The sequence below is a fragment of the Arthrobacter crystallopoietes BAB-32 genome (assembly GCF_000328305.2).
GTDB classification, from domain to species: domain Bacteria; phylum Actinomycetota; class Actinomycetes; order Actinomycetales; family Micrococcaceae; genus Crystallibacter; species Crystallibacter crystallopoietes_A.
Map to the genome: position 1 here is coordinate 1 of NZ_ANPE02000070.1, position 20614 is coordinate 20614.

Below are 20614 nucleotides of genomic sequence, written 5' to 3' on the forward strand. Positions count from 1 at the left end.
GTCAAGATCGGCATGGAAGATCTCGGCTACAACTTCTCGGATGCGGATGCTGACGATGTTGACCGATACATTCATCCGGTCGCAGATTACGGGGAACTGTCGGAGCTCGTAAGCAAGGCATTTCCGGGGTTGGAGAGCACGCCGGCCAAAGCCATCCCCTGCATGGTGACGAACTCCCCGGATCGGCAATTCCTGGTAGGCCGCCTAACGGAACAGCCCCGGCTAATCATCGGAGCGGGGGACAGCGGTCACGGTTTCAAGCACGCACCCGCTATCGGAGAGCTACTAGCTCAGATAGCCATCGATGAAGAACCCTTCACCGACATTTCTTTCATGGACCCTAACCGCGAACTCGACACCGCCAATTCTTGGCATCCGAAGGACCGCGTCAACGCATTGGCATAATCACGATCAATTCAGGACCATCACAACCAAAGGGAAAACAATGAAGGCTTTTCGCAAGTTCTCCGCACTTTTTGCTGCTGCTGGCGTGACAGCTATTGCTCTATCGGGTTGTTCGGCTCAGGCGTCCGCTGAGAATTCATTAGGCACCATCTCCCCCGGCGAACTGCGAGTCGGGACTTTGACTGATGCGAAGCCCTACGCTTACATCGAAGGCGGGGAGCAAAAGGGCTTTGACGTCGACATGCTCAGGGAAGTCGCGAAGCGCCTTGATCTGGATGTCGAATTCGTCAACCAGGAATTTTCGGCCTTGCTCCCTTCCGTGGCAAACGGACAGCTGGACGTAGCAACGGCTTCGATCTCCAACACGGAGGAACGGCGCAAGGTTGTCGATTTCAGTGACACCTACTTCATCGGCTACATATCTGTACTAGCCAACCCCGAGAGTGGCATTGGCGAGGACCCGAAGTCCCTTGCAGGTAAGCGTTTAGGCATCGTTCAGGGAACTATTCAGGATGCCTATGCCCAGAAAAATTTCACGGGGGCCGAACTGGTTCGTTTTCCTGACAATAACGCAGCAGTTTCAGCTATGAAGTCGGGTACGATCGACGCCCACTTCCTGGACTTCCCCGTGGCCGAAGACTACGCAGCGGCAAACGAGGGCATGACTGTCGCCATCAACGTACCGGTTCCGGAGTTTCCCGTCGGGTTCGCGGTGAACAAGAACGACTCCGAGCTCAAAGAGGCGATTAACCAGGAACTCAAGGAGATCATCGCCGACGGCACCTGGCTGGAAATTGAGAAGGGCTATTTTCCTGACCAGCCTGTTGACGAAATGTTCATGCCGGCGTCGTAGTGCATCGGGTGGATGCCGGCCCTCGGCATCCACCCTTCTATAACTGGTCCTAGTGCAATTTGAGGAGAGCACATGGATTTTCTGAACAATTTGGCTTCATCTTTCCTAGATGTCGATGCAATGTTGGCTACGCTGCCCGAAATGCTGGCCTACGGAGTCTGGAACACGCTCATACTCGCCGCAGTGGCGACTTTTTTCGGGACAATAATCGGCTTGGTTCTGGCCCTGATGGGCGTCAGTCGAAGCCGCACCATCAGGCTCCTGAGTCGCATCTATACCGACGTCTTCCGGGGTTTGCCGGCCATCCTCACGATCCTGATCATGGGCAGGGGCTCGCTCCCATTTTCAACGTGTGGACGCGAGGAAACCCATACCCGCTGGGCATCCTCGCCCTAAGCCTGATTGCCAGTGCCTATATCGGTGAAATCTTTCGGGCTGGGATCCAAAGCATCCACAAAGGCCAGCTCGAAGCGGCACGGGCTCTGGGCATGACTCACCAATCGTCCATGCTGAAAATTATCGTCCCGCAGGGGGTCCGCAGTGTCCTGCCGTCCCTCGTCAATCAATTCATCGCCATCGTCAAGGATTCGTCCCTCGTATACTTCCTGGGCCTACTGATGACTCAACGTGAGCTTTTCCGTATCGGTCAGGACGCGGCGATTACGTCGGGAAATCTTTCACCGTTGGTTCTCGCTGGCATCTTCTACTTGATCATTACAGTCCCGCTGACTCATCTCGTGAACTACATCGACGAACGGCTTCGGCGCGGTAAGAAACTACAGGTGGAACCCGCTGACGCAGACGAAACCCCAGCACCGCCGCTGGTTACCACTCCTATCGCTAACTCTGGAGAGAAGGGCCGACAGTGACCGACGTAGAAATATCACCAACGCTGACGAACATTCAAGCTGGTTCTCTGGAGCTCGTAGGAATCACTAAATCCTTTGGCAGCCTGCAAGTCCTCCACGGAATCGATTTGACGGTTGAGAGGGGAGAGACCGTATGCATAATAGGGCCGTCCGGCTCAGGCAAATCGACCGCCTTGCGTTGCATCAACCGCCTTGAGGAGCCGACTTCCGGTCAGGTCTTCCTAGATGGTGAAGACATGCTCAAAGCTAATCCGGACGAGCTGCGTAGGCGCGTCGGCATGGTTTTTCAGCACTTTAATCTCTTTCCGCACAAGACAGTCCTTGAAAACATAGTCTTGCCGCTGCGCCAAGTGAATAAGATGTCCCAGGCAGAGGCAGAGGACGTCGCGCTGGCACGGCTTACTGAAGTAGGGCTTGCCAATCGAGCCAGCTACCGACCAGCAAACCTCTCCGGTGGTCAACAACAGCGTGTCGCCATTGCCCGTGCTCTGGCCATGGGACCCGAGGTCATGCTGTTCGACGAAGCGACGAGCGCACTCGATCCCGAACTCGTTAAGGGCGTGCTAGGCCTCATGAGCACCCTCGCTCGAAACGGCATGACGATGGTGGTGGTAACCCATGAGATGGGATTCGCCCGCCAGGCAGCGGACAAGGTCGTATTCATGGACCGAGGCCGGGTAGTCGAGGCAGGAACGCCTGACGCGATATTTGACGACCCCAAATCCGAGCGACTTCGGGAATTTCTGTCTCAAGTTCTCTGACAGAACCCCTACGCCATCCAGCATCTTCCGTGGTCTGAATAGCCCTCAACGGTTGCGTCCCTGCCTGTCAGAGTCAGCGGAGAACCTGGGCCAGCAAAACGAAATCAATTCAAGTCCAACCCATACATTGAACCGGTCAATTCAAAGGAGAACTATGACTGCCACCTACAGCAACTACGTCGACGGACAATTTACGACAACAGCTACCGACTACCTCGATGTCACGAATCCAGCCACCAACGATCTTCTTGCACGGGTGCCAGAAACGGACGCAGCAGAGGTTGATCGTGCTGTCGCGGCAGCACGCTAGGCACAACCATCCTGGGGAAAGCTTCCTGCAATCCGGCGGGCGGACTATCTGCGTCAGATAGCAGCCGCGGTCCGGGACGAGCGCGAAAGATTCCGCGACATAATAGTCCGAGAGCAAGGAAAAACACGCGATCTTGCACAGACCGAAGTCGACTTCACAGCGGACTACATCGATTACATGGCTGAATGGGCGCGACGAATCGAAGGCGAGGTCCTACCGAGCGACCGGCCGGACGAAACTATCTTCCTCACCCATAAGCCCCTGGGGGTTGTCGCCGGCATCCTCCCCTGGAATTTCCCGTTTTTTCTGATCGCCCGGAAACTCGCGCCGGCACTCCTCACCGGCAACACGATCGTCATCAAGCCTGCGGAAGAAACTCCGATCAACGCGTTCGAATTCGCCAAACTCGTCGATCGCACCGATCTACCCGTAGGAGTTTTCAACCTGATCGGCGGCTCTTGGGCAGTCTCAGGAGAAGCACTCATCTCAAACCCCGATGTGGATCTCATAACCTTCACCGGAAGCGTCCCCGTCGGGAAGCACATCATGCAATCGGCAGGGCAGAATCTAACCCGCGTGAACCTCGAGTTGGGAGGCAAAGCCCCGGCCATTGTGCTAGCCGATGCTGACCTCGATCTCGCCGCCCACAGCATTTGGCAGTCCCGGGTCATCAACACCGGCCAGGTCTGCAACTGCGCTGAAAAGGTGTACGTTGAGCGCCCCGTCCACGACCAACTGGTAGCCAAGCTCCGGACCCTCTTCGAGGCCACCCGCTTCGGTGACCCCTCTGAAGATGACTCAATTAATATGGGCCCACTGATCAATGCATCGGCTCTGGAACGCATTGCCTCGGTAGTCGAGAAAGCTGAAGTGGACGGCGCGAAGATTGTAACTGGGGGCAGGAAGGCCAACACAGCGACAGGGTTCCACTACGAACCGACTCTGCTCACCGACGTAACTTCAGATATGGACATCATGCGTGAGGAAACGTTCGGCCCAGTGCTGCCGGTGCAGGCCGTCGATAACCTGGATGAGGCGATCGCCCTGGCCAACGACTCCGACTACGGCCTGACCTCCTCCATTTACACCACAAACATAAATGCAGCCCTCCGTGCCGCTAAGGAGCTGCAGTACGGTGAAACCTATATCAACCGAGAGAACTTTGAAGCGATGCAAGGCTTTCATGCAGGACGCAAACACTCCGGTATCGGTGGAGCTGACGGCAAGCACGGCCTGATGGAATTTACAGAAACTCACGTCGTATACATCCAAGGACACTGACAGACTAGGCCATACGGACAGCCAGCGTAGTCGCTGGCCCTAGCTTCAGGTCCCGCTGAATCGGCAGGACGGCCAGTGGAAGGTAGAACAACCTCAGGTTCCAGGGGCATCACGGACCCTCCGCTTCAGAGAGTCGAGAACTTCCCATAGCCATGCGGAAGCCCGCCACGCTGTGACCATGGAGACCACTCTGTAACTTCATGCAGCTCCACCGAGATTCCGACTAGACAAGCAGCCGGGGAGGCAAACCCTAAAGCACTGAGAAACGCCGATAACGGCGCATATGACGCGGCAAGTCCAGCGAATCGCATTGACTGCGAATTCGCCGGACTGACAGACGCTTGCCCATCTCGCTTCGTCGGGGACCGCTGGATTGCCTGTTGCGGTGCAGTTTAGGCCTGCCAGCACCCCTGCGTCGGCCTAATAGACACAGAGGGATTCCTAAGATGCTCCGGATCGGCGGAGCAAGTTCTCGGCGTGGCGGATAAGGGGGTCATCGACCATGGTCCCGCGGAAGTTCACGGCCCCCCGTGATTCGTTGACGGCGGCGAGCAAGTCACGAGCGTAGCGCACCTCCTCCGGAGTGGGTGCATATGCTTGCCGAATGATCCCGCACTGTGCCGGGTGGATGCATGCTTTGAAAGTGAACCCGCTGTCGGAAGCGTCCCGGGCTTCTTCAGCGAGACCGCTGGTATCGGAAAAGTCAGTATTGATCGAGTCGATGCTGGCTTTTCCGCTGGCAGAGGCATGCAACAGAACGGTAGCTCGGGCCGCCCGGGCCACGTCCCGATAGCGCCCATCGGGCAGCCGGGACGAGAACCCGCCAATGGAGGCAAGGAGATCCTCGGCACCCCACATCATGGCCACCACGGCTGGGTGACGCGCAATCTCCAACGACCGGGCGACACCGGCGGCCGACTCGCAGAGCGCGACGACAGCAACTTCGGGTAGTTCCGCGACAAGCCGGTCGACATCTTCCGGAGACTCGGTCTTCGGCAGCATTACTATCTGCACTGGAACTGATTGCAGAATCTGCATGTCGTCAGCGAAGAACTCACTCGAGGGTGAATTTACACGCACGATGAAGCGCACCGGATCTGCCGTCAGCATCGTGTGGTTTTTAGGATCCTCGCACCACGCGCGCAGGTGCTCACGGGCAGCCTGTTTCTGCTCGGGCGTGACAGCGTCCTCGAGGTCGACTATCACCGAGTCTGCCCGCTCCATAGCTTTGGCATAGCGGTCAGGCCGATCGGCAGGGCAGAACAAGATGGCCGGGCCAGCCAAGGTCATCTTTGATGGGGTCATGGGATCAGCTCCGGCGAATCGATGTTTTGTCCGTCAGTGGGTCGGTTGGAAGCCGGTGCGTTGGTCGAATGCCATACGAGGGTATTGCGCGTGCACCGGGCCACGATAGCGCCGGCTTGATTCCTCATTGTGTGAACGAGCGTGACGATGCCTTGTCCAGGACGGGTCGCCGAGCGGCGCTTGCCTTTGATGAAGGTTTCAGCATAAAGAGTGTCCCCCACATATACCGGGGCCGGAAACTCGACGGTTTCAAACCCTAGGTTGGCAACAATTGTCCCTTGGGTCAGCTGCGCCACCGAGAGTCCTACAAGCGTGGAGAGTGTCATCATCGAGTTGACCAAAGGCTGGCCAAATGACTGCGCCGAAGACCAGTGAGCGTCCAAGTGCAGGGACTGCGTATTCATCGTGGTGGTTGTGAACAGGATGTTGTCACCCTCGGAAATAGTCCGACCAGGTGAGTGGTAGTACGTAGCCCCTACCTCGAACTCGTCAAGGTACAGTCCCCGCTGCTCTATTCGGCCACTACTTTGCTGTGAACTGTCGGTCATTTTTGGGCGTCCTTCCTTCAGCCTCCTCTGCGGCAGAACCGCAGACGTGTTTGACATCACAATGCCATGTTCCCTAGTGTTGCATATACGAACCATACGACGCATATGCGGAAGAGGGTTATTATGGACTTGTTGTCCACGACGATGACGTCGAAAAGAACTTGCTCTCGGGCTGCGGTTGCCAGCGTGCTCTTGGCGGGCATGCTGGCACTCACGGGCTGCGCTGCGGAAGCTGACGCGATCTCTCCGGCAGCGGGACAGAAAGACGATTCCATCCGCTTGGCTGATTCCTACTCGACGTCTCATCCGTTCGCCCGACATGGGGTGAGCGTATTTTTGGAGAAGATGGAGGCAGCCGGCTTTGATGTCTCGTACTTCCCGTCCGGCCAGATGGGAAGCGCCCAGGACCTGGCCGCGCTCGTCAAGTCGGAGGTGCTGGACATCGGTCCGGCCAGCGCGGCGTACCTGGAGGATCAGTTTCCGCTGTCCAGCGTTTCTGACCTGCCCAACATGACTGATGACGCCTGCGTTGCATCCGGCGCCATGATGGATCTGCTCGGAGAGGGGGGCATCCTGTATGAGGCGGAATACAGGCCTCAGGGGCTGCGCCCTTTATGGATCTCGATCATTCCCGGCTACGAAGTTATGACCGCATCGACTCAGGTCACTACTCCCGATGACGTAGACGGGTTGGTGATGCGCTCCTCAGGCGGGGCATTCGACGTGACGATGGAGGCTATCGGAGCGACGGCGGTCAGCATGTCGGCCGGCGACACTTACGAGGCCATGACCCGCGGCACGATCGATGGGACGCCCATGCCTTACGTTAGCGTCGCGTCCTACAGCTTGGAAGAGGTTACCGGCTACAGCACCGACGGGTTAAATCTGGGTTCAGTGGGCATCCCCTATGTCATCTCCGAGGAAACCTGGGACGCGTTATCGCGGGAGCAGCAGGCCTCGGTTCGCCTGGCCAGTGCCGCCGCCAGTCAATCCTTGTGCGATGGGCTGAACGAAGAGCGAGAGGCGGCCCGGAAGAAGATGTCAGACGCCGGGGTTTCATTCAGCCGCATTGAGGGAAGTGACGCCGCGGCCTGGGATGCCATCCTGGCCGACGTGCGCGTCACATGGGCTCGCAGCTTAGACAAAATCAACTTGCCCGGCACGAATGTGTTGAGCGCATACGAAGAGGCGGTGAAGCGTCATGAAAAGTGAAGCGCCCACTACGAGCAAAGAATCGCCTTCCGAGGCATTGCCCTCCCGCCGGACCCTGGATCGGATATATGCCGGGCTGGCAAAGACGTCGCAGTACGTCGCCTTCACCGCACTCTTGGCCATGACGCTCGTGATGGTCGCTGAGGTACTCATGCGGTACTTCGTGGGAGAACCACTCGGTTGGAACATCTCCCTGATCGAAAAGGTTTTGTTGCCGGGACTGGTGTTCCTCGGGTTGCCGTGGGCTTATTCGGTCGGTGCCCATGTGTCCGCCGAACTGGTCTACGACCGGCTGCCGCACGGAATACAGAGGGTCTTGGACTGGGTGGCCCGAACTCTGTTGGTGGTGTGCGCGGTCGTCTTGGCCTACGCCGGTGCGCTGGTCGCCGTCGAGGATTTCATGCTCGGGAGCGCTCCCCCACCGTTGTCGTCACAAATCCCCGTGGACACCTGGACTTGGCGCAGTTTCCTGCCTATCGGTGCTGGGCTGATGCTGATGCTGGTCCTGATCGACACGGTGCGCACCGGTTCTGGCCGAAGGAGCGATTCATGATCGTCCTGCTCATCACCCTTCTGATGCTCACCTTGATCCTGGCGAGAGTCCCGGTCGCCTTTGCCATCCTGTCCACGGCCATTCTTGGACTGCTGCTCCTCCTCGGCCCGAGGCGACAGTGGGGGTCTTGCAGACCATTCCGCAAAGCGCCGTCAACAAGAACTCATTGGCTGCCATCCCGCTGTTCATCCTGATGGCACAGTTCATCATGCATAGTGGCGCATTGAACGGGCTGTTCGAGTCCGCCCGTGTGCTCGTCGGGCGGATCCCCGGAGGCACCGCACATGCCGCGGTCGGTGCCGGGGCCGTCTTCGCCTCCGTGTCGGGTTCGTCCACGGCGGCTGCTGCCACCCTGGCGCACACCTCAACCGTCAAGCTGATTGAGCAGGGCTATGACCGCAAGTTGAGTGCCGGTGTCGTGGCAGCAGCCGGCACACTTGCCGCCATGATCCCGCCGAGTGTTCTTCTGGTTTTTTACGCGATCACAGCAGAGACGGGCGTCGGCCCGACCCTCGTGGCCGGCTTCATCCCAGGCTTGCTGGTGGCCGCTTCATTAATCGTGGCCGTTGCCATCATTATCAAGGCAAGAGAAGGCGCTGCCCCTCGGGGCGAATCGAGCACATGGTCCGAGAAATTGCGGAGCCTGAAAGCTCTGCTGCCGATCCTTGTCCTGTTCGTCGTAGTGGTAGGCCTGGTTTTCCTCGGTATTACCACGGCCACCGAAGCAGCGGCCATCGGAGCGCTCGGCGGACTGCTGCTGATGATCATTCGCGGCAAGTTCACGCGGCAGAACATGAAAGAGGCACTCTCTGAGTCCGTCTCATCCTCGGTGATGATCCTGACCATCGTCCTCGCAGCACACGTCTTCGGACACTTCATTGTCGAGAGCGGCATCACACCACGAATCGTCGAGGGAATCTCGGGACTACCCATTCCTCCATTGGCCATTGTCGGCGTCATCGCGCTGGGGTACCTGGTTCTCGGCTTCTTCATGGACCAGTTGGCCATCATCGCCCTGACGGTGCCGGTCACCCTACCTGTTGTCGAGGCTCTCGGATTCGACCCGATCTGGTTCGGCATTGTCGTGATCCTTCTGGCCGAGGTCGGCCTCATTACCCCTCCGTTGGGGTTGAATGTCTTCGTCGTGGCGAGAGCGTCCCGGATGCCCCTGGAAACAGTCTTCGCCGGATCGATTCCCTTCGTGTTCGCGATTCTCGCGGTCGGACTGCTGCTGTTCTTCTTCCCCCAATTGGTCTTGTTCCTTCCGGAACTGATGTGAGGTGTCCTTCGATATGAAATCTCAGAGCGAAACGCAACAAAGCGGTCCGTTGGCCGGAGTGACCGTGCTGGAGGTCTCCAGCGTCGTCATGGCGCCCATGGCCGGACGGATCATGGCCAAACTCGGAGCCCAAGTCATCCGCGTCGAGCCGCCCCAGGGAGATGTCATCCGCCGCACCGGAGCTGCGCGGCACGAGAGCATGACCGGAGCAGCCCTCGCGCTCGGTGACGGCAAGCTGAACATCGCTGTGAACTTGCGGACAGAGGCGGGACGGGCAGAGCTGAGAAGGCTGATCGTGCGCAGCGACGTCGTCATCACCAACCACCTGCCGAAGCGGCGGCCCGGCTTCGGCCTTGACTGGGAGTCGGTTCGCGAGATAGATGACACGACGATCCTTTGTACTGCCCAGGGTTACTCGAGCCTTTCCGAATTGGCAGACGTCCCTGCCTACGACGACACGGTTCAGGCGGCCGCGGGCACCTGCGATATCTACGCGAAATCCGACGGCGTGCCGCGATACGCCCCGTACGTCATGGCCGACAAGATCTGCGGCCTGACGATCGTCTACTCGATCCTCGCCGCCTTGCACCACCGGGACCGGACAGGGCAAGGGCAGTGGGTAGACGTGCCGATGGTGGACGTCATGGCCGACTTCAATCTCATTGAACAACTCAACGACTACACTTTCGAACCGGCGCTGGGCGCCGCCGGCTGGCACCGGACCCTGGCACCAGCAAGGAAGCCACACCCCGCGCAGAACGGCTGGATCTGCATCCTTCCCTACACGGACCAGAACTGGCGGGACTTCCTGCATCTTGCCGGCGTCGCCGCCACCACAGATCAGACAGTTCCTTTCCCCACGAACAGGGACCGGAACATACATACGGAAGCGGTCCAAGGAATCATTGCAGACTATGCGGCGACGAAATCAATAGAGGAGATCGTCCGCGAATGCACCACAATCGGGATTCCCGCCCAACCGGTCCACACCATCGAATCGCTGATGACGGACCCGTACCTGCGATCGCGGGACACCGTCGAACTGATCGATCATCCCTCAGAGGGGAAGGTCTGGAGGAGCACACCCAACATCGGCTTTAGTGCGACACCCCTAGCACCCGTCCGGTATGCCGGGAAGGTTGATCAAGACCGGGATGAGATCATCGAGATTCTAAACGAATCAACCGTCAAGGAGAGTTATGTCTAACCAGCCACCAGAAAATGCACGCGCCGCACAAGTCATTCCTTGGAAGCGGCTGGAAGCGTATACCCCTCCCCGCCACACCGGCACCGTTAACCATCGTCTGCTCGACGGTTCCGTGACGGAGGAAGAGTTCAACATTGTCCATGGAGCCATCGAGTTCGGCGGCGAAGCGGAAGCCCACTTCCATAACCGCAGCGTGCAGTTCCTCCACCTGCTCTCGGGCTCCTGTCGAGTGACACTGGATGACAATACGGAAGAACTAACGGCAGGAGACTCCCTCTACATTCCGGCTGGCATCCGTCACAGGGTGGAGGTCACCTCTCCCGAGGGAATCACGCTCATCAACGTCTATCACCCGGCTTTGGCCGCGGACGATATTTTGGCGTGACGCCGATGACCGAGGGACATCGAACGGTCAGTAGAGTCATACGAATACTTGAGACGGTCGCACGCCGGCGCGATGGAGTAACCCTGATGGAGCTTTGTCAGGATCTGAATGCCCCCCGTTCATCGGTTCATGGCTTCGTCCGCGGCCTCGTTGCTGAAGGATATCTAGAGGAGCGAGATGGAAGCGGCGGCTACGTGCTCGGCGTAGGCGCCCATACCTTACTTGCATCCTCCAGCACGTCTTTGCTCGAGATCGTGCGGCCAGTGATGCGGGAGCTCCGCGACCGGCTCACCGAGACTGTAACCCTCTCAGTTCCCGTAGGCCGGGACATCGCTTACGTAAGCTCCTTCCAGCCGGACCATCCCATCACCTATTCGCCGCGCCTCCACACACGCCGTCACCCATGGCCGACCAGCACAGGAAAAATCTTCATGGCCTTCGGCGCCTTCGGGAGCGGGTGGACAAGCGCGGACATCCACCGCGAACTTGGTCCCGAAGCGGTGAACGAAGTGGCCAATGTTTTAGAGAACGGTTTCGCCACAAACATCGGAGAGTCCGTTACCGACGTCGCTGCAGTCGCCGTTGGCGTGGAAATCTCCGGGCGCATGGTCGCGGCACTGTCGATAGGCGGTCCACGCGCCCGTATCGAACCCCGGCTAATGGACGCGGCCGGTTTGGCACACGAACTGCTGGTCCTGAAAGGTTTGAGTTCCTTGCCCCTCTAACCTCGAGCGCTCCAAAGCCTGTGTCGTAGCTGCAACGCCGCCGCCGTTGTCCTGCCGTAACTGACCGGCATGCTCGCGGACCTGCGCGGCTCCCGCGACATCATCCACGCCCCGATCGAGGCCCACCCTCTTCACCCGGTCCTGAGCTCGATCCCGCCGGTCAGGACCAGGACCGAAGCAAGGGTCCTCACCGAAATCGTCGGCAAGGAATTCGCTACTGCCGGACACCTAGCCGCCTCCTACGCCGGCCTGTCTCCGGCTGCAGGGGTCAAGTAGCAGCATTGAGCTCCTTAACCGCCGATAACGGCGCATATGACGGGTTGAACCCGGCGAATAGCACGGCCATCACGGTCGACGAAGCAGAACGGCTGCTCGACATCGTCGTAGACGAACTTCAACGCCTCTCCGCCGGAGAAGGAACCCACGGTATCCTGGTCACCAAGACCGGCCCGGGCCACTAGACCACCAGGAGGGCGCTCGTGCTTGGGAACCGGCTTGTCCTGGGGCAAGGCGGCACCACCTATCAGCTCCGGAGCAGTGCTCGCGCCGTAGCCGCATCGGTGACCAAGGTCGAAGGCAGTTGTGATGCGAGAACCGCCCGGACGGCCGAGAGCTTGTGCTGGCCGCCCCCGACTGCGATGACCTCGGGAACCGCCTGCAGTTCTGCTGCGGTCATCCCGATCGTGCGGTTGTCCAAGGTGTCAATGATCTTCCCGCCGGCTGATAGCAACGTGGTGCCGATTTCTGCGACCACACCCTGGGCAATCAACGCGGCAGCCTCGCCGCTGGGCACGAGACTGTCATGTAACAACGATCCGTGCGGCCAGGAGCCGATGGTGACCACAGCCTTGGTCACGGCACTCATGCGCTTCAGGGTGCGTTGCATTGCTGGTTGGCGGCGCATGACAGCAGCCGCATCGTCGTCGGTGGCCACCAAAGGAGCAGGCAAGCTGTAAAGCTCTCCCCCGGAGAGGGCGCTGAACCTGTTCACCGCCATCATGCCGCGTTCCCGCAATGGGTCGGCAACACCGGTGAGCTGCACGACATCGCAGTGGGCCACTGCATGGATCTGCTGGGACATCTCGATCAGCGTTCTCCCGGCAGAGAGGCCGACGACTTCGTCCTCCCTTACGGTTTCACTGAGCAGATCAGCGGTGACCTGGCCCAGTGCGGAGCGGATCTGCTCGTCCGTGTCGACGGCAGTGACCACCACCAAGGCGGTGCGTAGCTGGAACTTCTCCTGAAGTTCCAGCGACAGGTCCACGTCGATGGGTCCGGGAACTTCAATCTGGATCTTCACCACACCGGTGTCCAGCGCCTTCTGAATCAGTCGGGCGACCTTGAACCGGGACAGGCCCATCTCCTCAGCGATCTGGACACGTGTGCGCCCGTCCTTGAAGTATCGCTTGCTGACATAAGCCAGCTGGATGAGTTCCTGCGGGGGCGTTGCCGCCAAGTTAGGAATGCTCACAGGAGCAATGTACACCTATTTCTGTTCGCTCATATGAGCACGACACGCATCATACGAGCGCAATCGTGTAGAGTGACGCTTACCACATGGCGCAGCCCTGGTGGACGAACCCCACAAATTCTTGGAGGACCCGTGACGACCACCGCCACCTCCCACATTCCGCAGACGATGCTCGCCAGCGTGCTGACCGAAGTGGGAAAGATCGATCTGGAGCAGGTGCCCGTGCCTGCTCTCGAACCTGACCAGGTTCTGGTCAAGGTGGAAGCCGTGGGTGTCTGCGGCTCCGACACGCACTTCTACCGCACCGGCCACATAGGTGACCTCGTGGTCGAGGGGCCCATCATTTTGGGCCACGAATCGGCCGGAACCATCGTCGAGGTCGGCTCCGCCGTGGAGCGCGCCCGTATCGGCGCCCGGGTCTCCATCGAGCCCCAGCGCCCCTGCCGCGTGTGCAAGCACTGCAAGGAAGGCGAGTACAACCTCTGCGTGGATATGGCCTTCTACGGGGCCTACCCGGTCGATGGCGTCTTCTCCGAGTATGCGATCATCCAGGACGACTTCGCCTACGAGGTGCCGGATTCCATGACTTTTGAGGAAGCAGCCCTGGTGGAACCGGTCTCCGTGGCGGTGCACGCCTGCCGTCGTGCTGGCATAACTGCAGGCGACAAGGTCCTCATCGCCGGCGCCGGGCCTATCGGTGTCATCATGGCTCAGGTCGCCCAGGCCTTTGGGGCTACCGAAGTAGTCGTCAGCGACCCGGTGGCTCGCCGCCGTGAGTTCGTTCTCGGGCTGGGTGCGACCGCCGCTGTCGATCCCCTGTCTGGTGGTCTGAACGAATACGAGCTGCATTTTGATTCGTTCATCGACGCCTCCGGCAATGCCGCGGCGATTGTTGGGGGCATCGTCACGTTGCGCCGCCACGGCCGGATTGTGCTGGTCGGGATGGGTAATGACGAGCTGACCCTGCCCATTTCGGTGGTGCAGAATCGCGAGCTCGAGCTCACCGGCACCTACCGCTACGCGAACACTTGGCCGGTGGCGATCGATTTGGTGGCCAGTGGCCGGGTCCAGGTGTCCCCCCTGGTCACGGGGCGTCTGGGTCTGGACAAGGTGGAGGAAGGGTTGCTGAAGGTGGAGACCGATCCTACGTCGATGAAGACGGTCATCACTCCGTCTCTGACCTCCGATAGCGGGAGTTGAGATGTCGGATCACGTCAGCGCGGTCGTGGAGACCCGCGGGATCACCAAGTCATTTGGCGGGGTTCCAGTGCTTAAGGGCATCTCGCTGGCTCTGGAGCCGGGAACCATCACCGCCATCGCCGGCGAAAACGGGGCCGGTAAGTCCACCCTGATGAAAATCATTACCGGGTTGTACGCCCCTGACTCGGGCACTGTCCTCGTAGATGGTGAGGAACTCGAGGCAGGCAATCCGTTGGATGCCATCGGACACGGCATTGCCATCGTCCCGCAGGAACTCGCCTCGATTCCCGAGCTCACGGTGGCCGAGAATATTTTCCTGGGCCGCGAACCCCGGGGAGCCCTCGGGCTCATCGACCGGGGAAAGATGTTTGGCACGACCCGGGAATACCTTGAGGAGTTCGGGCTTGATATTCCGGCTCGAGCGCGTATGGGTGCGTTGCCGGTGGGAGTGCGTCAGATCATCGAGATCATCAAGGCCACCCACGGGGGCGCCAAGGCGATCTTTTTGGACGAGCCCACCAGTGCTATCGCTAAACAAGAGGTGGCGACCCTTTTGGACACCCTGCGTTCCCTGCGCGCCCAGGGCGTGTCGCTGTTCTTCACGACTCACAAGATGGAAGAAATCCGTGCGGTGGCTGACCGCGTCGTGGTCCTCCGCGACGGGGCACTGATCGTGGACTCTGCGCTGGCCGACATCACTGACGAGGGCATCGTCACCGCAATGATCGGTCGCAAGCTCGAGGACCTGTTTCCCGATCTGCCTCCTGCACACCAGTCCCTGGCCCTTGAGGTTTCCGGGTTGCGTCTTCTGGGATTCGAGAGCCAGCTCGACTTCACCGTCCGCCACGGGGAGATCCTGGGTTTGGCCGGGCTCGTAGGTGCCGGTCGTACCGAGCTGCTGGAGGCGTTGTTCGGTGTCCGCAAGGTGGTTGAAGGCACTGTTGTTCTCAACGGGGAGCCCGTGCAGATCCACAACACGCGTGCGGCGATCAACGCCGGTTTCGCGTTGGTGCCCGAGGACCGCAAGGTCTCCGGGGCGGTGATGCAGATGAACATCTTGGACAATGCCTCGCTGCCGCGCATCGGCAACTACAGCGCCGGGGGTCTCATCAAGGCCGGTGCTCGCCGCAGTGCCGTCGAGGAGGCCATGACCAAGGTCGCCCTGCGGAGCCGGGGTTTGTCCCAGGAGGTCGGCACTCTCTCCGGTGGCAACCAGCAGAAGGTCGTGCTCGGGCGCTGGCTGACCGACAAGGTCGAGGTTCTGCTGCTGGACGAGCCCACCCGCGGTGTGGACGTCGGAGCTCGACGGGAGATCTATGAACTCATCACCAAGATCGCCGACACGGGCACGGCCGTCATCATGGCCTCCTCCGACATGCCTGAGATCCTCAGCCTTAGCCACCGGGCCCTCGTACTTGCCAAAGGTTCCATCGTCGCTGAGTTAAGCCATGAGGAAATGCAGCAGCCAGATGCCCAAGACCGTATTTTCCGCTATGCCTCCGCCCAGGCGCTGGCACCCATTCACGGAGAGTAAGACAGTGTCAAACCTGAAAACCCCACCCACCGCCGCCAGTGATGGCTCCGCGAGCACCGCCGTGGCAAATCGACCAAGCACCGCTGCCCGGTTGCGGAACCTGGCCGTGCGCCACTCCATGGTGTTGGTCATGGTGGTCGTCATCTTCTTCTTCATCAGCCAGAGCTCGCGCTTCGCCACGCCCGATAACCTCACTACCATCCTGGTCGCTGCCGCACCATTTGCGTTCATCGCCCTGGGGCAGACCCTGGTCATCCTCACCGGTGGCATCGATCTGTCCGTCGGTTCCGTCATTGCCGCCGCCGGCATGGCATCGGCGCTGATCGCCGTGAACTTCCCGAACATGATGTGGCTCGCCCTGCTCGTGGGCCTCTTGGTAGGCTTGGCCGCCGGCACGATCAACGGCCTGTTGGTGTCCTGGCTGAGGGTTCCGCCGTTCATCGCTACCTTGGGCATGCTGACCTTCGCCTCGGGCATGGCCTACGTCATCGGCAACGGCGCCCCGATCAACGGGGTGCCCGCCGCATACGGGGCGTTCGCCAACACGAAGATCCTTGGCATGACCGTACCGGTAGTGCTCATGATCGTGGCCATCCTCGCCCTGGCCTTCATCATGAAGCGCACCACCTACGGCCTCGGGTTTACGCCGTGGGCGGCAACGAGTTCGCAGCCGAAATCGCCGGCGTCAAGACCCGCGGCGTGCTGTGCAGCGTCTATGTCATCTCCGGGGTTTTCGCCGGCCTCTCCGGAGTTCTGCTCTCCTCCCGCGTGATCTCCGGTGCCCCCACACTGGGCGAGGGCTACGAGCTCGCCTCCATCGCCGCCGTCGTCATCGGCGGAGCCAGTCTGATGGGCGGCCGCGGCACCATCTGGGGCACGGCTCTGGGGCTGCTGCTCATCCAGACCCTCAACAACGGCTTGGACATCCTCATCGTCCCCGCCTACTGGCAGAACGTCATCATGGGTGTGCTCATCGTCACCGCGGTAGCCATCGACGTCTGGGCTGCCAAACACCGAATCGCCTGACCCTATCCCCCACCGGCCAGCACCATCCCCGGCCACCCCCATCACCCACCAATACGTCTTGTTCAGTCAGTAAGGAATCACCATGTTCAAGAACACCCTTCTGCGCTCCTTGTCCATCAGCAGTGCAACTGCCCTGGTCCTGGGCCTGAGTGCCTGTGGTTCCGGCGACGCCGGCGGGGCCGGCGGCGAGGAGCAGTTGCGCATTGGCGCCACCGTTTACGAGATGACTTCCTTCGTCACCGCCGGCAAGGAAGGCATGGACCAGTACGCGGCCGACCGAGACATCGAGCTACTGTGGAACTCCGCCGGCAACGATGTGAACACCCAGGCCAGCCAGGTCGAGCAGTACGTCAACGCCGGAGTCGACGCCATCGTCATCCTCCCTGTCCAGGCCGACTCCTTGGGTCCCCAGGTCGCCCAAGCCAAGACCGCCGGCATTCCCGTCTTTACCGTGAACACCCGCATCATCAGCGAGGACCTCACCGGCACGCTGCTGCCGGATGACGTTGAATCCGGCGTTCAGGAGGCCGAAGCCATGGTCGAGGAGCTGGGTGGCAAGGGCAACGTCGTCATCCTGCAGGGCCCGCTGGGGGCCTCCGGACAGATCGACCGCACCGAAGGCAATAAGAAGGTCCTGGACGAGAACCCCGGGATCAAGGTGCTGGCTCAGGACGCCGCCAACTGGAAGCGCGACGACGCCATCAACAAGATGAAGAACTGGATCTCGGCCTTCGGCGACGACATCGACGGGGTCATCGCACAGAACGACGACATGGGCCTAGGGGCCGTCCAGGCCATGCGTGAAGCGGGCATGGACGACATCCCGGTCGTAGGTGTCGACGGCATCGAAGACGGGCTGGAGGCAGTCAAGTCAGGGGACTTCATCCAAACCTCGCTGCAGAACGGCTCTGTCGAGCTGGCCTCGGGCCTTGCTGTGGCTGCCAAACATGTCCGCGGCGAAAACCCGGACCTGAATCTCGTTTACCACATGCCTGAAATCACTCCGGAAAATGTGGATGTCGCCTACGAGCACGTGGTCTCCAAGCGCGATGAGTTCCTCGCGGGCCTCAGCGACATGGTCGACGAGAACATTGCTGCCGGCAATGTGGCCTACGAGGGCCTGCCCGGGCAGACCCGCTGACCGTTGGGACGCTCTGGACTGCCGGGAGCCACAACAGGCTTCCGGCAGCCCCAAGGCCCGACGCTCAAAGACCCGACGCTCAAAGACCCCAGAGCGGAGACCCCCTTGTCCACTGTTAACCACACCTGCTCAGCACTTCTCTTCGACATGGACGGCACACTGATCGACTCCGCAGCGGCCATCGAGCAGGCCTGGAAAGTTTGGGCTGACAACGCCGGTGTCACGATGCAGGCCCCTTCGACCTACCACGGGCGCACAGCCCGGTCCTTCCTCCCCGAACTCGTCTCCGCAGACCGGCTCGAGGCGGAGCTGCAAGCTCTGGCGCTGTTGGAGGAGAACCCTCAAACGGAAATCCCACTCATCGCCGGCGCAAAGCAAATCCTGGAAGCCATTCCGGCTGATCGGTGGGCCATCGTCACCTCGTCGGTGCAATCCGTCGCCCTGGCACGGCTCAGTGCCGCACAGATCCTGACTCCAGCAGTCTTCATCACCGGAGGCGATGTGGCCAAGGGCAAGCCCGCACCCCACTGTTACGAGCTGGGAGCTTCCTGCCTCGGGGTGGCTCCCGCCGATTGCGTTGCCTTTGAAGACTCCCTGGCCGGGGTCCAGTCCGCTCAAGCCGCCGGATGCTTCTGCATCGCGGTGGAAGGCACCGCGGATCGTTCCGAACTGGCCCGACACGCCGACATCGTCGTCCCGACGCTGGAGTCCGTGCAGGTGAGCTACCAGGACGGTCAGTTGCACCTGCAAATCCACCTCTGAACTGTTTCGCTTCGCTCGAAAGGAAACGAATCTCGTGTCCCATCCGAAAGAGAACGAATACGTCATCGGCGTGGACTTCGGCACCCTGTCTGGGCGGGCGCTGGTGGTACGTGTGTCCGACGGACGGGAGATGGGCTCTGCCGTGCACCCCTATCCGCATGCCGTGATCACCAGCGCTCTCACCTCGGACCTCACCGGGAATGAACCTGTGCGCCTGCCTGTGGACTGGGCGCTCCAGGTCCCCCAGGACTACCGAGAAGTCCTCCAGCAGGCGGTCCCCCAAGCGATTGCAGCAGCAGGTATCGTCCCGGACACCGTGGTGGGCATTGCCGTCGATTTTACGGCCTGCACCATGATCCCCACCCTCAACGACGGCACCCCGTTGTGCGAAGTGGATGGGCTCCTCGCCGAACCCCACGCCTACGCAAAGTTGTGGCGCCACCACGCTGCACAAGCCCAAGCCGACCGGATCAACGAGCTCGCCTGCTCACGCAACGAGCCCTGGCTGGCCCGCTACGGCGGGCTGATCTCCAGCGAGTGGGAGTTCGCCAAGGCTTTGCAGCTTCTCGAAGAGGCCCCGCAGGTGTACGCGCAGCTGGAGCGCTGGGTCGAAGCAGCAGACTGGATCGTGTGGGAACTGTGCGGAGAATACGTACGCAATGCCTGCACCGCAGGCTACAAGGGCATGCTGCAGGACGGGCACTATCCTTCCTCGGATTTCTGTGCTGAGCTAAACCCCGACTTCGCCACTTTCGTAGAGGACAAGCTGGATCAGCCCATCGGTCAGCTGGCCGGCCGGGCCGGGACACTGACCAGCGAAGCCGCTGAATGGACAGGACTGCGCGAGGGCATTGCCGTGGCTGTGGGCAACGTGGATGCCCATGTGACAGCTCCTGCCGCCCGAGCGGTGGCCCCCGGCCAGATGGTCGCGATCATGGGCACCTCCACCTGTCACGTGATGAATGGTGCTGCAGTGCTCGAGGTTCCTGGCATGTGCGGTGCCGTCGAGGGCGGCATCGTCTCCGGGCTGTGGGGCTACGAAGCCGGTCAGAGCGGAGTGGGCGACATCTTCGCCTGGTTCGTGGAGAACATCGTCCCTCGGTCATACTACGACGCCGCTGAGAGTGCGGGCCTCACCATCCACGAACACCTCACCGAGCTGGCCAAGGACCAAGAGGTCGGCCAACACGGTCTCATTGCCCTGGACTGGCACTCCGGTAACCGCTCCGTGCTGGTCGACCATGAACTGTCCAGCGTCATTGTCGGGCAGACGCTGGCCACTCGACCCGAGGACGTCTACCGGGCCCTGCTGGAGGCCACGGCCTTCGGTGCCCGGACCATCGTGGAAGCCTTCAACAACAGCGATGTCCCGGTTAAGGAGTTCATCGCCGCCGGCGGGCTGATCAGAAACAGCTTCCTGATGCAGGTCTACGCCGACATCCTCAACATGCCCGTGCGCACCATCGGTTCGACCCAAGGTCCCGCGCTGGGCTCGGCCATCCACGCCGCTGTCGCAGCCGGTGCTTATCCCGACATCCATGCCGCCTCCGAAGCCATGGGCGCCGCGGCCGGAATCGTGTATGAGCCGATCCCTTACAACGTCGCACGTTATGAGGAGTTGTTCGCCGAGTACACGGCCTTGCATGACTACTTCGGCCGCGGCGCCAACACCGTCATGCATCGGCTCAAGCGCTTCCAACGCAATGCCATGGAACGTGCCGCCCAGCCGGTCGGCGCCGGAATCATCCTTACGAACTAGCAACGAGGAGAACCATCGTGACCGAACA

The 20614-nt window shown here is 60.6% G+C and carries 21 protein-coding genes and 3 pseudogenes; 21 read left to right on the plus strand and 3 right to left on the minus strand.

All coding sequences use genetic code 11. The features are described from left to right. From D477_RS03605 to aldA, 6 genes and pseudogenes are all read left to right on the plus strand, one after another. Nucleotides 1-405: FAD-dependent oxidoreductase (locus tag D477_RS03605; RefSeq protein ID WP_005267384.1), on the plus strand; the 405-nt coding region annotated here is incomplete at its 5' end. 40 nt (nt 406-445) lie between these two features. Beyond that, entirely contained in the window at nt 446-1258 is an 813-nt protein-coding gene (locus D477_RS03610; RefSeq protein WP_043845489.1) for an ABC transporter substrate-binding protein, read from the plus strand. A gap of 72 nt (nt 1259-1330) precedes the next feature. Next, nucleotides 1331-2127, plus strand: a pseudogene (locus tag D477_RS03615) (amino acid ABC transporter permease). After that, a complete protein-coding gene (locus D477_RS03620) occupies nt 2124-2888 on the plus strand; it encodes an amino acid ABC transporter ATP-binding protein (RefSeq protein ID WP_005267392.1) in 765 nt (254 codons plus the stop codon). The pseudogene D477_RS03615 and the gene D477_RS03620 overlap by 4 nt, the downstream one beginning before the upstream one ends. 154 nt (nt 2889-3042) lie before the next feature. Further along, nucleotides 3043-3198: an aldehyde dehydrogenase family protein gene (locus D477_RS22960; RefSeq protein WP_202804071.1), complete on the plus strand. Its 156-nt coding sequence runs from the start codon at nt 3043-3045 to the stop codon at nt 3196-3198. A 12-nt stretch (nt 3199-3210) separates the two neighbouring features. Further along, nucleotides 3211-4479 (plus strand): annotated as a pseudogene (aldA, locus tag D477_RS03625) (aldehyde dehydrogenase); the annotation flags it as partial. Between the two features lie 441 nt (nt 4480-4920). Here aldA and D477_RS03630 read toward each other — a convergent pair. Both D477_RS03630 and D477_RS03635 read right to left on the minus strand, forming a co-directional pair. Continuing rightward, a complete protein-coding gene (locus tag D477_RS03630) occupies nt 4921-5784 on the minus strand; it encodes an HpcH/HpaI aldolase/citrate lyase family protein (RefSeq protein WP_005267394.1) in 864 nt (287 codons plus the stop codon). Then, nucleotides 5781-6332, minus strand: coding sequence for a MaoC family dehydratase (locus D477_RS03635; RefSeq protein ID WP_005267395.1), 552 nt, complete (start codon nt 6330-6332; stop codon nt 5781-5783). Before D477_RS03635 ends, D477_RS03630 begins: the two co-directional genes overlap by 4 nt. A gap of 201 nt (nt 6333-6533) precedes the next feature. Between D477_RS03635 and dctP the strand changes: the two genes are divergently transcribed. From dctP to D477_RS22185, 8 genes and pseudogenes are all read left to right on the plus strand, one after another. Then, nucleotides 6534-7544: a TRAP transporter substrate-binding protein DctP gene (gene dctP, locus D477_RS03640; RefSeq protein ID WP_190273515.1), complete on the plus strand. Its 1011-nt coding sequence runs from the start codon at nt 6534-6536 to the stop codon at nt 7542-7544. After that, nucleotides 7534-8097: a TRAP transporter small permease gene (locus tag D477_RS03645; protein ID WP_081608462.1), complete on the plus strand. Its 564-nt coding sequence runs from the start codon at nt 7534-7536 to the stop codon at nt 8095-8097. Before dctP ends, D477_RS03645 begins: the two co-directional genes overlap by 11 nt. 118 nt (nt 8098-8215) lie before the next feature. Then, complete coding sequence (locus tag D477_RS03650) at nt 8216-9376, plus strand: TRAP transporter large permease (protein ID WP_424579997.1); 1161 nt, start codon at nt 8216-8218, stop codon at nt 9374-9376. Nucleotides 9377-9389: 13 nt separating this feature from the next. After that, entirely contained in the window at nt 9390-10583 is a 1194-nt protein-coding gene (locus D477_RS03655) for a CaiB/BaiF CoA transferase family protein (protein WP_150109985.1), read from the plus strand. Continuing rightward, nucleotides 10576-10968: a cupin domain-containing protein gene (locus tag D477_RS03660; RefSeq protein ID WP_005267402.1), complete on the plus strand. Its 393-nt coding sequence runs from the start codon at nt 10576-10578 to the stop codon at nt 10966-10968. The genes D477_RS03655 and D477_RS03660 overlap by 8 nt, the downstream gene beginning before the upstream one ends. A 5-nt stretch (nt 10969-10973) precedes the next feature. Then, nucleotides 10974-11693, plus strand: coding sequence for an IclR family transcriptional regulator (locus tag D477_RS21655; RefSeq protein ID WP_237740692.1), 720 nt, complete (start codon nt 10974-10976; stop codon nt 11691-11693). Between the two features lie 33 nt (nt 11694-11726). Then, a pseudogene (locus D477_RS03670) lies at nt 11727-11951 on the plus strand (IS110 family transposase); the annotation flags it as partial. Nucleotides 11952-11974: 23 nt separating this feature from the next. Continuing rightward, nucleotides 11975-12154, plus strand: coding sequence for a hypothetical protein (locus D477_RS22185; RefSeq protein ID WP_150109986.1), 180 nt, complete (start codon nt 11975-11977; stop codon nt 12152-12154). Nucleotides 12155-12216: 62 nt separating this feature from the next. On the opposite strand, the gene D477_RS03675 is transcribed toward D477_RS22185, so the two are convergent. Beyond that, entirely contained in the window at nt 12217-13164 is a 948-nt protein-coding gene (locus tag D477_RS03675) for a sugar-binding transcriptional regulator (protein WP_150109987.1), read from the minus strand. Between the two features lie 132 nt (nt 13165-13296). Between D477_RS03675 and D477_RS03680 the strand changes: the two genes are divergently transcribed. From D477_RS03680 to araB, 7 genes are all read left to right on the plus strand, one after another. Further along, entirely contained in the window at nt 13297-14364 is a 1068-nt protein-coding gene (locus tag D477_RS03680) for an NAD(P)-dependent alcohol dehydrogenase (protein ID WP_005267412.1), read from the plus strand. A 1-nt stretch (nt 14365) separates the two neighbouring features. Further along, nucleotides 14366-15898: a sugar ABC transporter ATP-binding protein gene (locus tag D477_RS03685; RefSeq protein WP_005267414.1), complete on the plus strand. Its 1533-nt coding sequence runs from the start codon at nt 14366-14368 to the stop codon at nt 15896-15898. Nucleotides 15899-15902: 4 nt separating this feature from the next. Continuing rightward, the gene (locus D477_RS23645) at nt 15903-16670 is read left to right on the plus strand and encodes an ABC transporter permease subunit (protein WP_202804072.1); all 768 of its coding nucleotides are present in this window, start codon (nt 15903-15905) and stop codon (nt 16668-16670) included. Then, nucleotides 16598-16924: an ABC transporter permease subunit gene (locus D477_RS23650; RefSeq protein ID WP_202804073.1), complete on the plus strand. Its 327-nt coding sequence runs from the start codon at nt 16598-16600 to the stop codon at nt 16922-16924. Before D477_RS23645 ends, D477_RS23650 begins: the two co-directional genes overlap by 73 nt. Before the next feature lie 82 nt (nt 16925-17006). Then, entirely contained in the window at nt 17007-18065 is a 1059-nt protein-coding gene (locus D477_RS03695; protein WP_005267415.1) for a substrate-binding domain-containing protein, read from the plus strand. Nucleotides 18066-18170: 105 nt separating this feature from the next. Then, the gene (locus tag D477_RS03700) at nt 18171-18827 is read left to right on the plus strand and encodes an HAD-IA family hydrolase (protein ID WP_043845494.1); all 657 of its coding nucleotides are present in this window, start codon (nt 18171-18173) and stop codon (nt 18825-18827) included. A gap of 34 nt (nt 18828-18861) precedes the next feature. Beyond that, nucleotides 18862-20586, plus strand: coding sequence for a ribulokinase (gene araB, locus D477_RS03705; protein WP_005267417.1), 1725 nt, complete (start codon nt 18862-18864; stop codon nt 20584-20586). Nucleotides 20587-20614 lie beyond the last annotated feature (28 nt).

Coding starts and splice junctions, on each gene's coding strand:
- D477_RS03610 (WP_043845489.1), top strand. CDS start 446: ATGAAGGCTTTTCGCAAGTTCTCCGCACTTTTTGCTGCTGCTGGCGTG.
- D477_RS22960 (WP_202804071.1), top strand. CDS start 3,043: ATGACTGCCACCTACAGCAACTACGTCGACGGACAATTTACGACAACA.
- D477_RS03630 (WP_005267394.1), bottom strand. CDS start 5,784: ATGACCCCATCAAAGATGACCTTGGCTGGCCCGGCCATCTTGTTCTGC.
- D477_RS03635 (WP_005267395.1), bottom strand. CDS start 6,332: ATGACCGACAGTTCACAGCAAAGTAGTGGCCGAATAGAGCAGCGGGGA.
- dctP (WP_190273515.1), top strand. CDS start 6,534: ATGCTGGCACTCACGGGCTGCGCTGCGGAAGCTGACGCGATCTCTCCG.
- D477_RS03645 (WP_081608462.1), top strand. CDS start 7,534: ATGAAAAGTGAAGCGCCCACTACGAGCAAAGAATCGCCTTCCGAGGCA.
- D477_RS03655 (WP_150109985.1), top strand. CDS start 9,390: ATGAAATCTCAGAGCGAAACGCAACAAAGCGGTCCGTTGGCCGGAGTG.
- D477_RS03660 (WP_005267402.1), top strand. CDS start 10,576: ATGTCTAACCAGCCACCAGAAAATGCACGCGCCGCACAAGTCATTCCT.
- D477_RS21655 (WP_237740692.1), top strand. CDS start 10,974: ATGACCGAGGGACATCGAACGGTCAGTAGAGTCATACGAATACTTGAG.
- D477_RS03685 (WP_005267414.1), top strand. CDS start 14,366: ATGTCGGATCACGTCAGCGCGGTCGTGGAGACCCGCGGGATCACCAAG.
- D477_RS03695 (WP_005267415.1), top strand. CDS start 17,007: ATGTTCAAGAACACCCTTCTGCGCTCCTTGTCCATCAGCAGTGCAACT.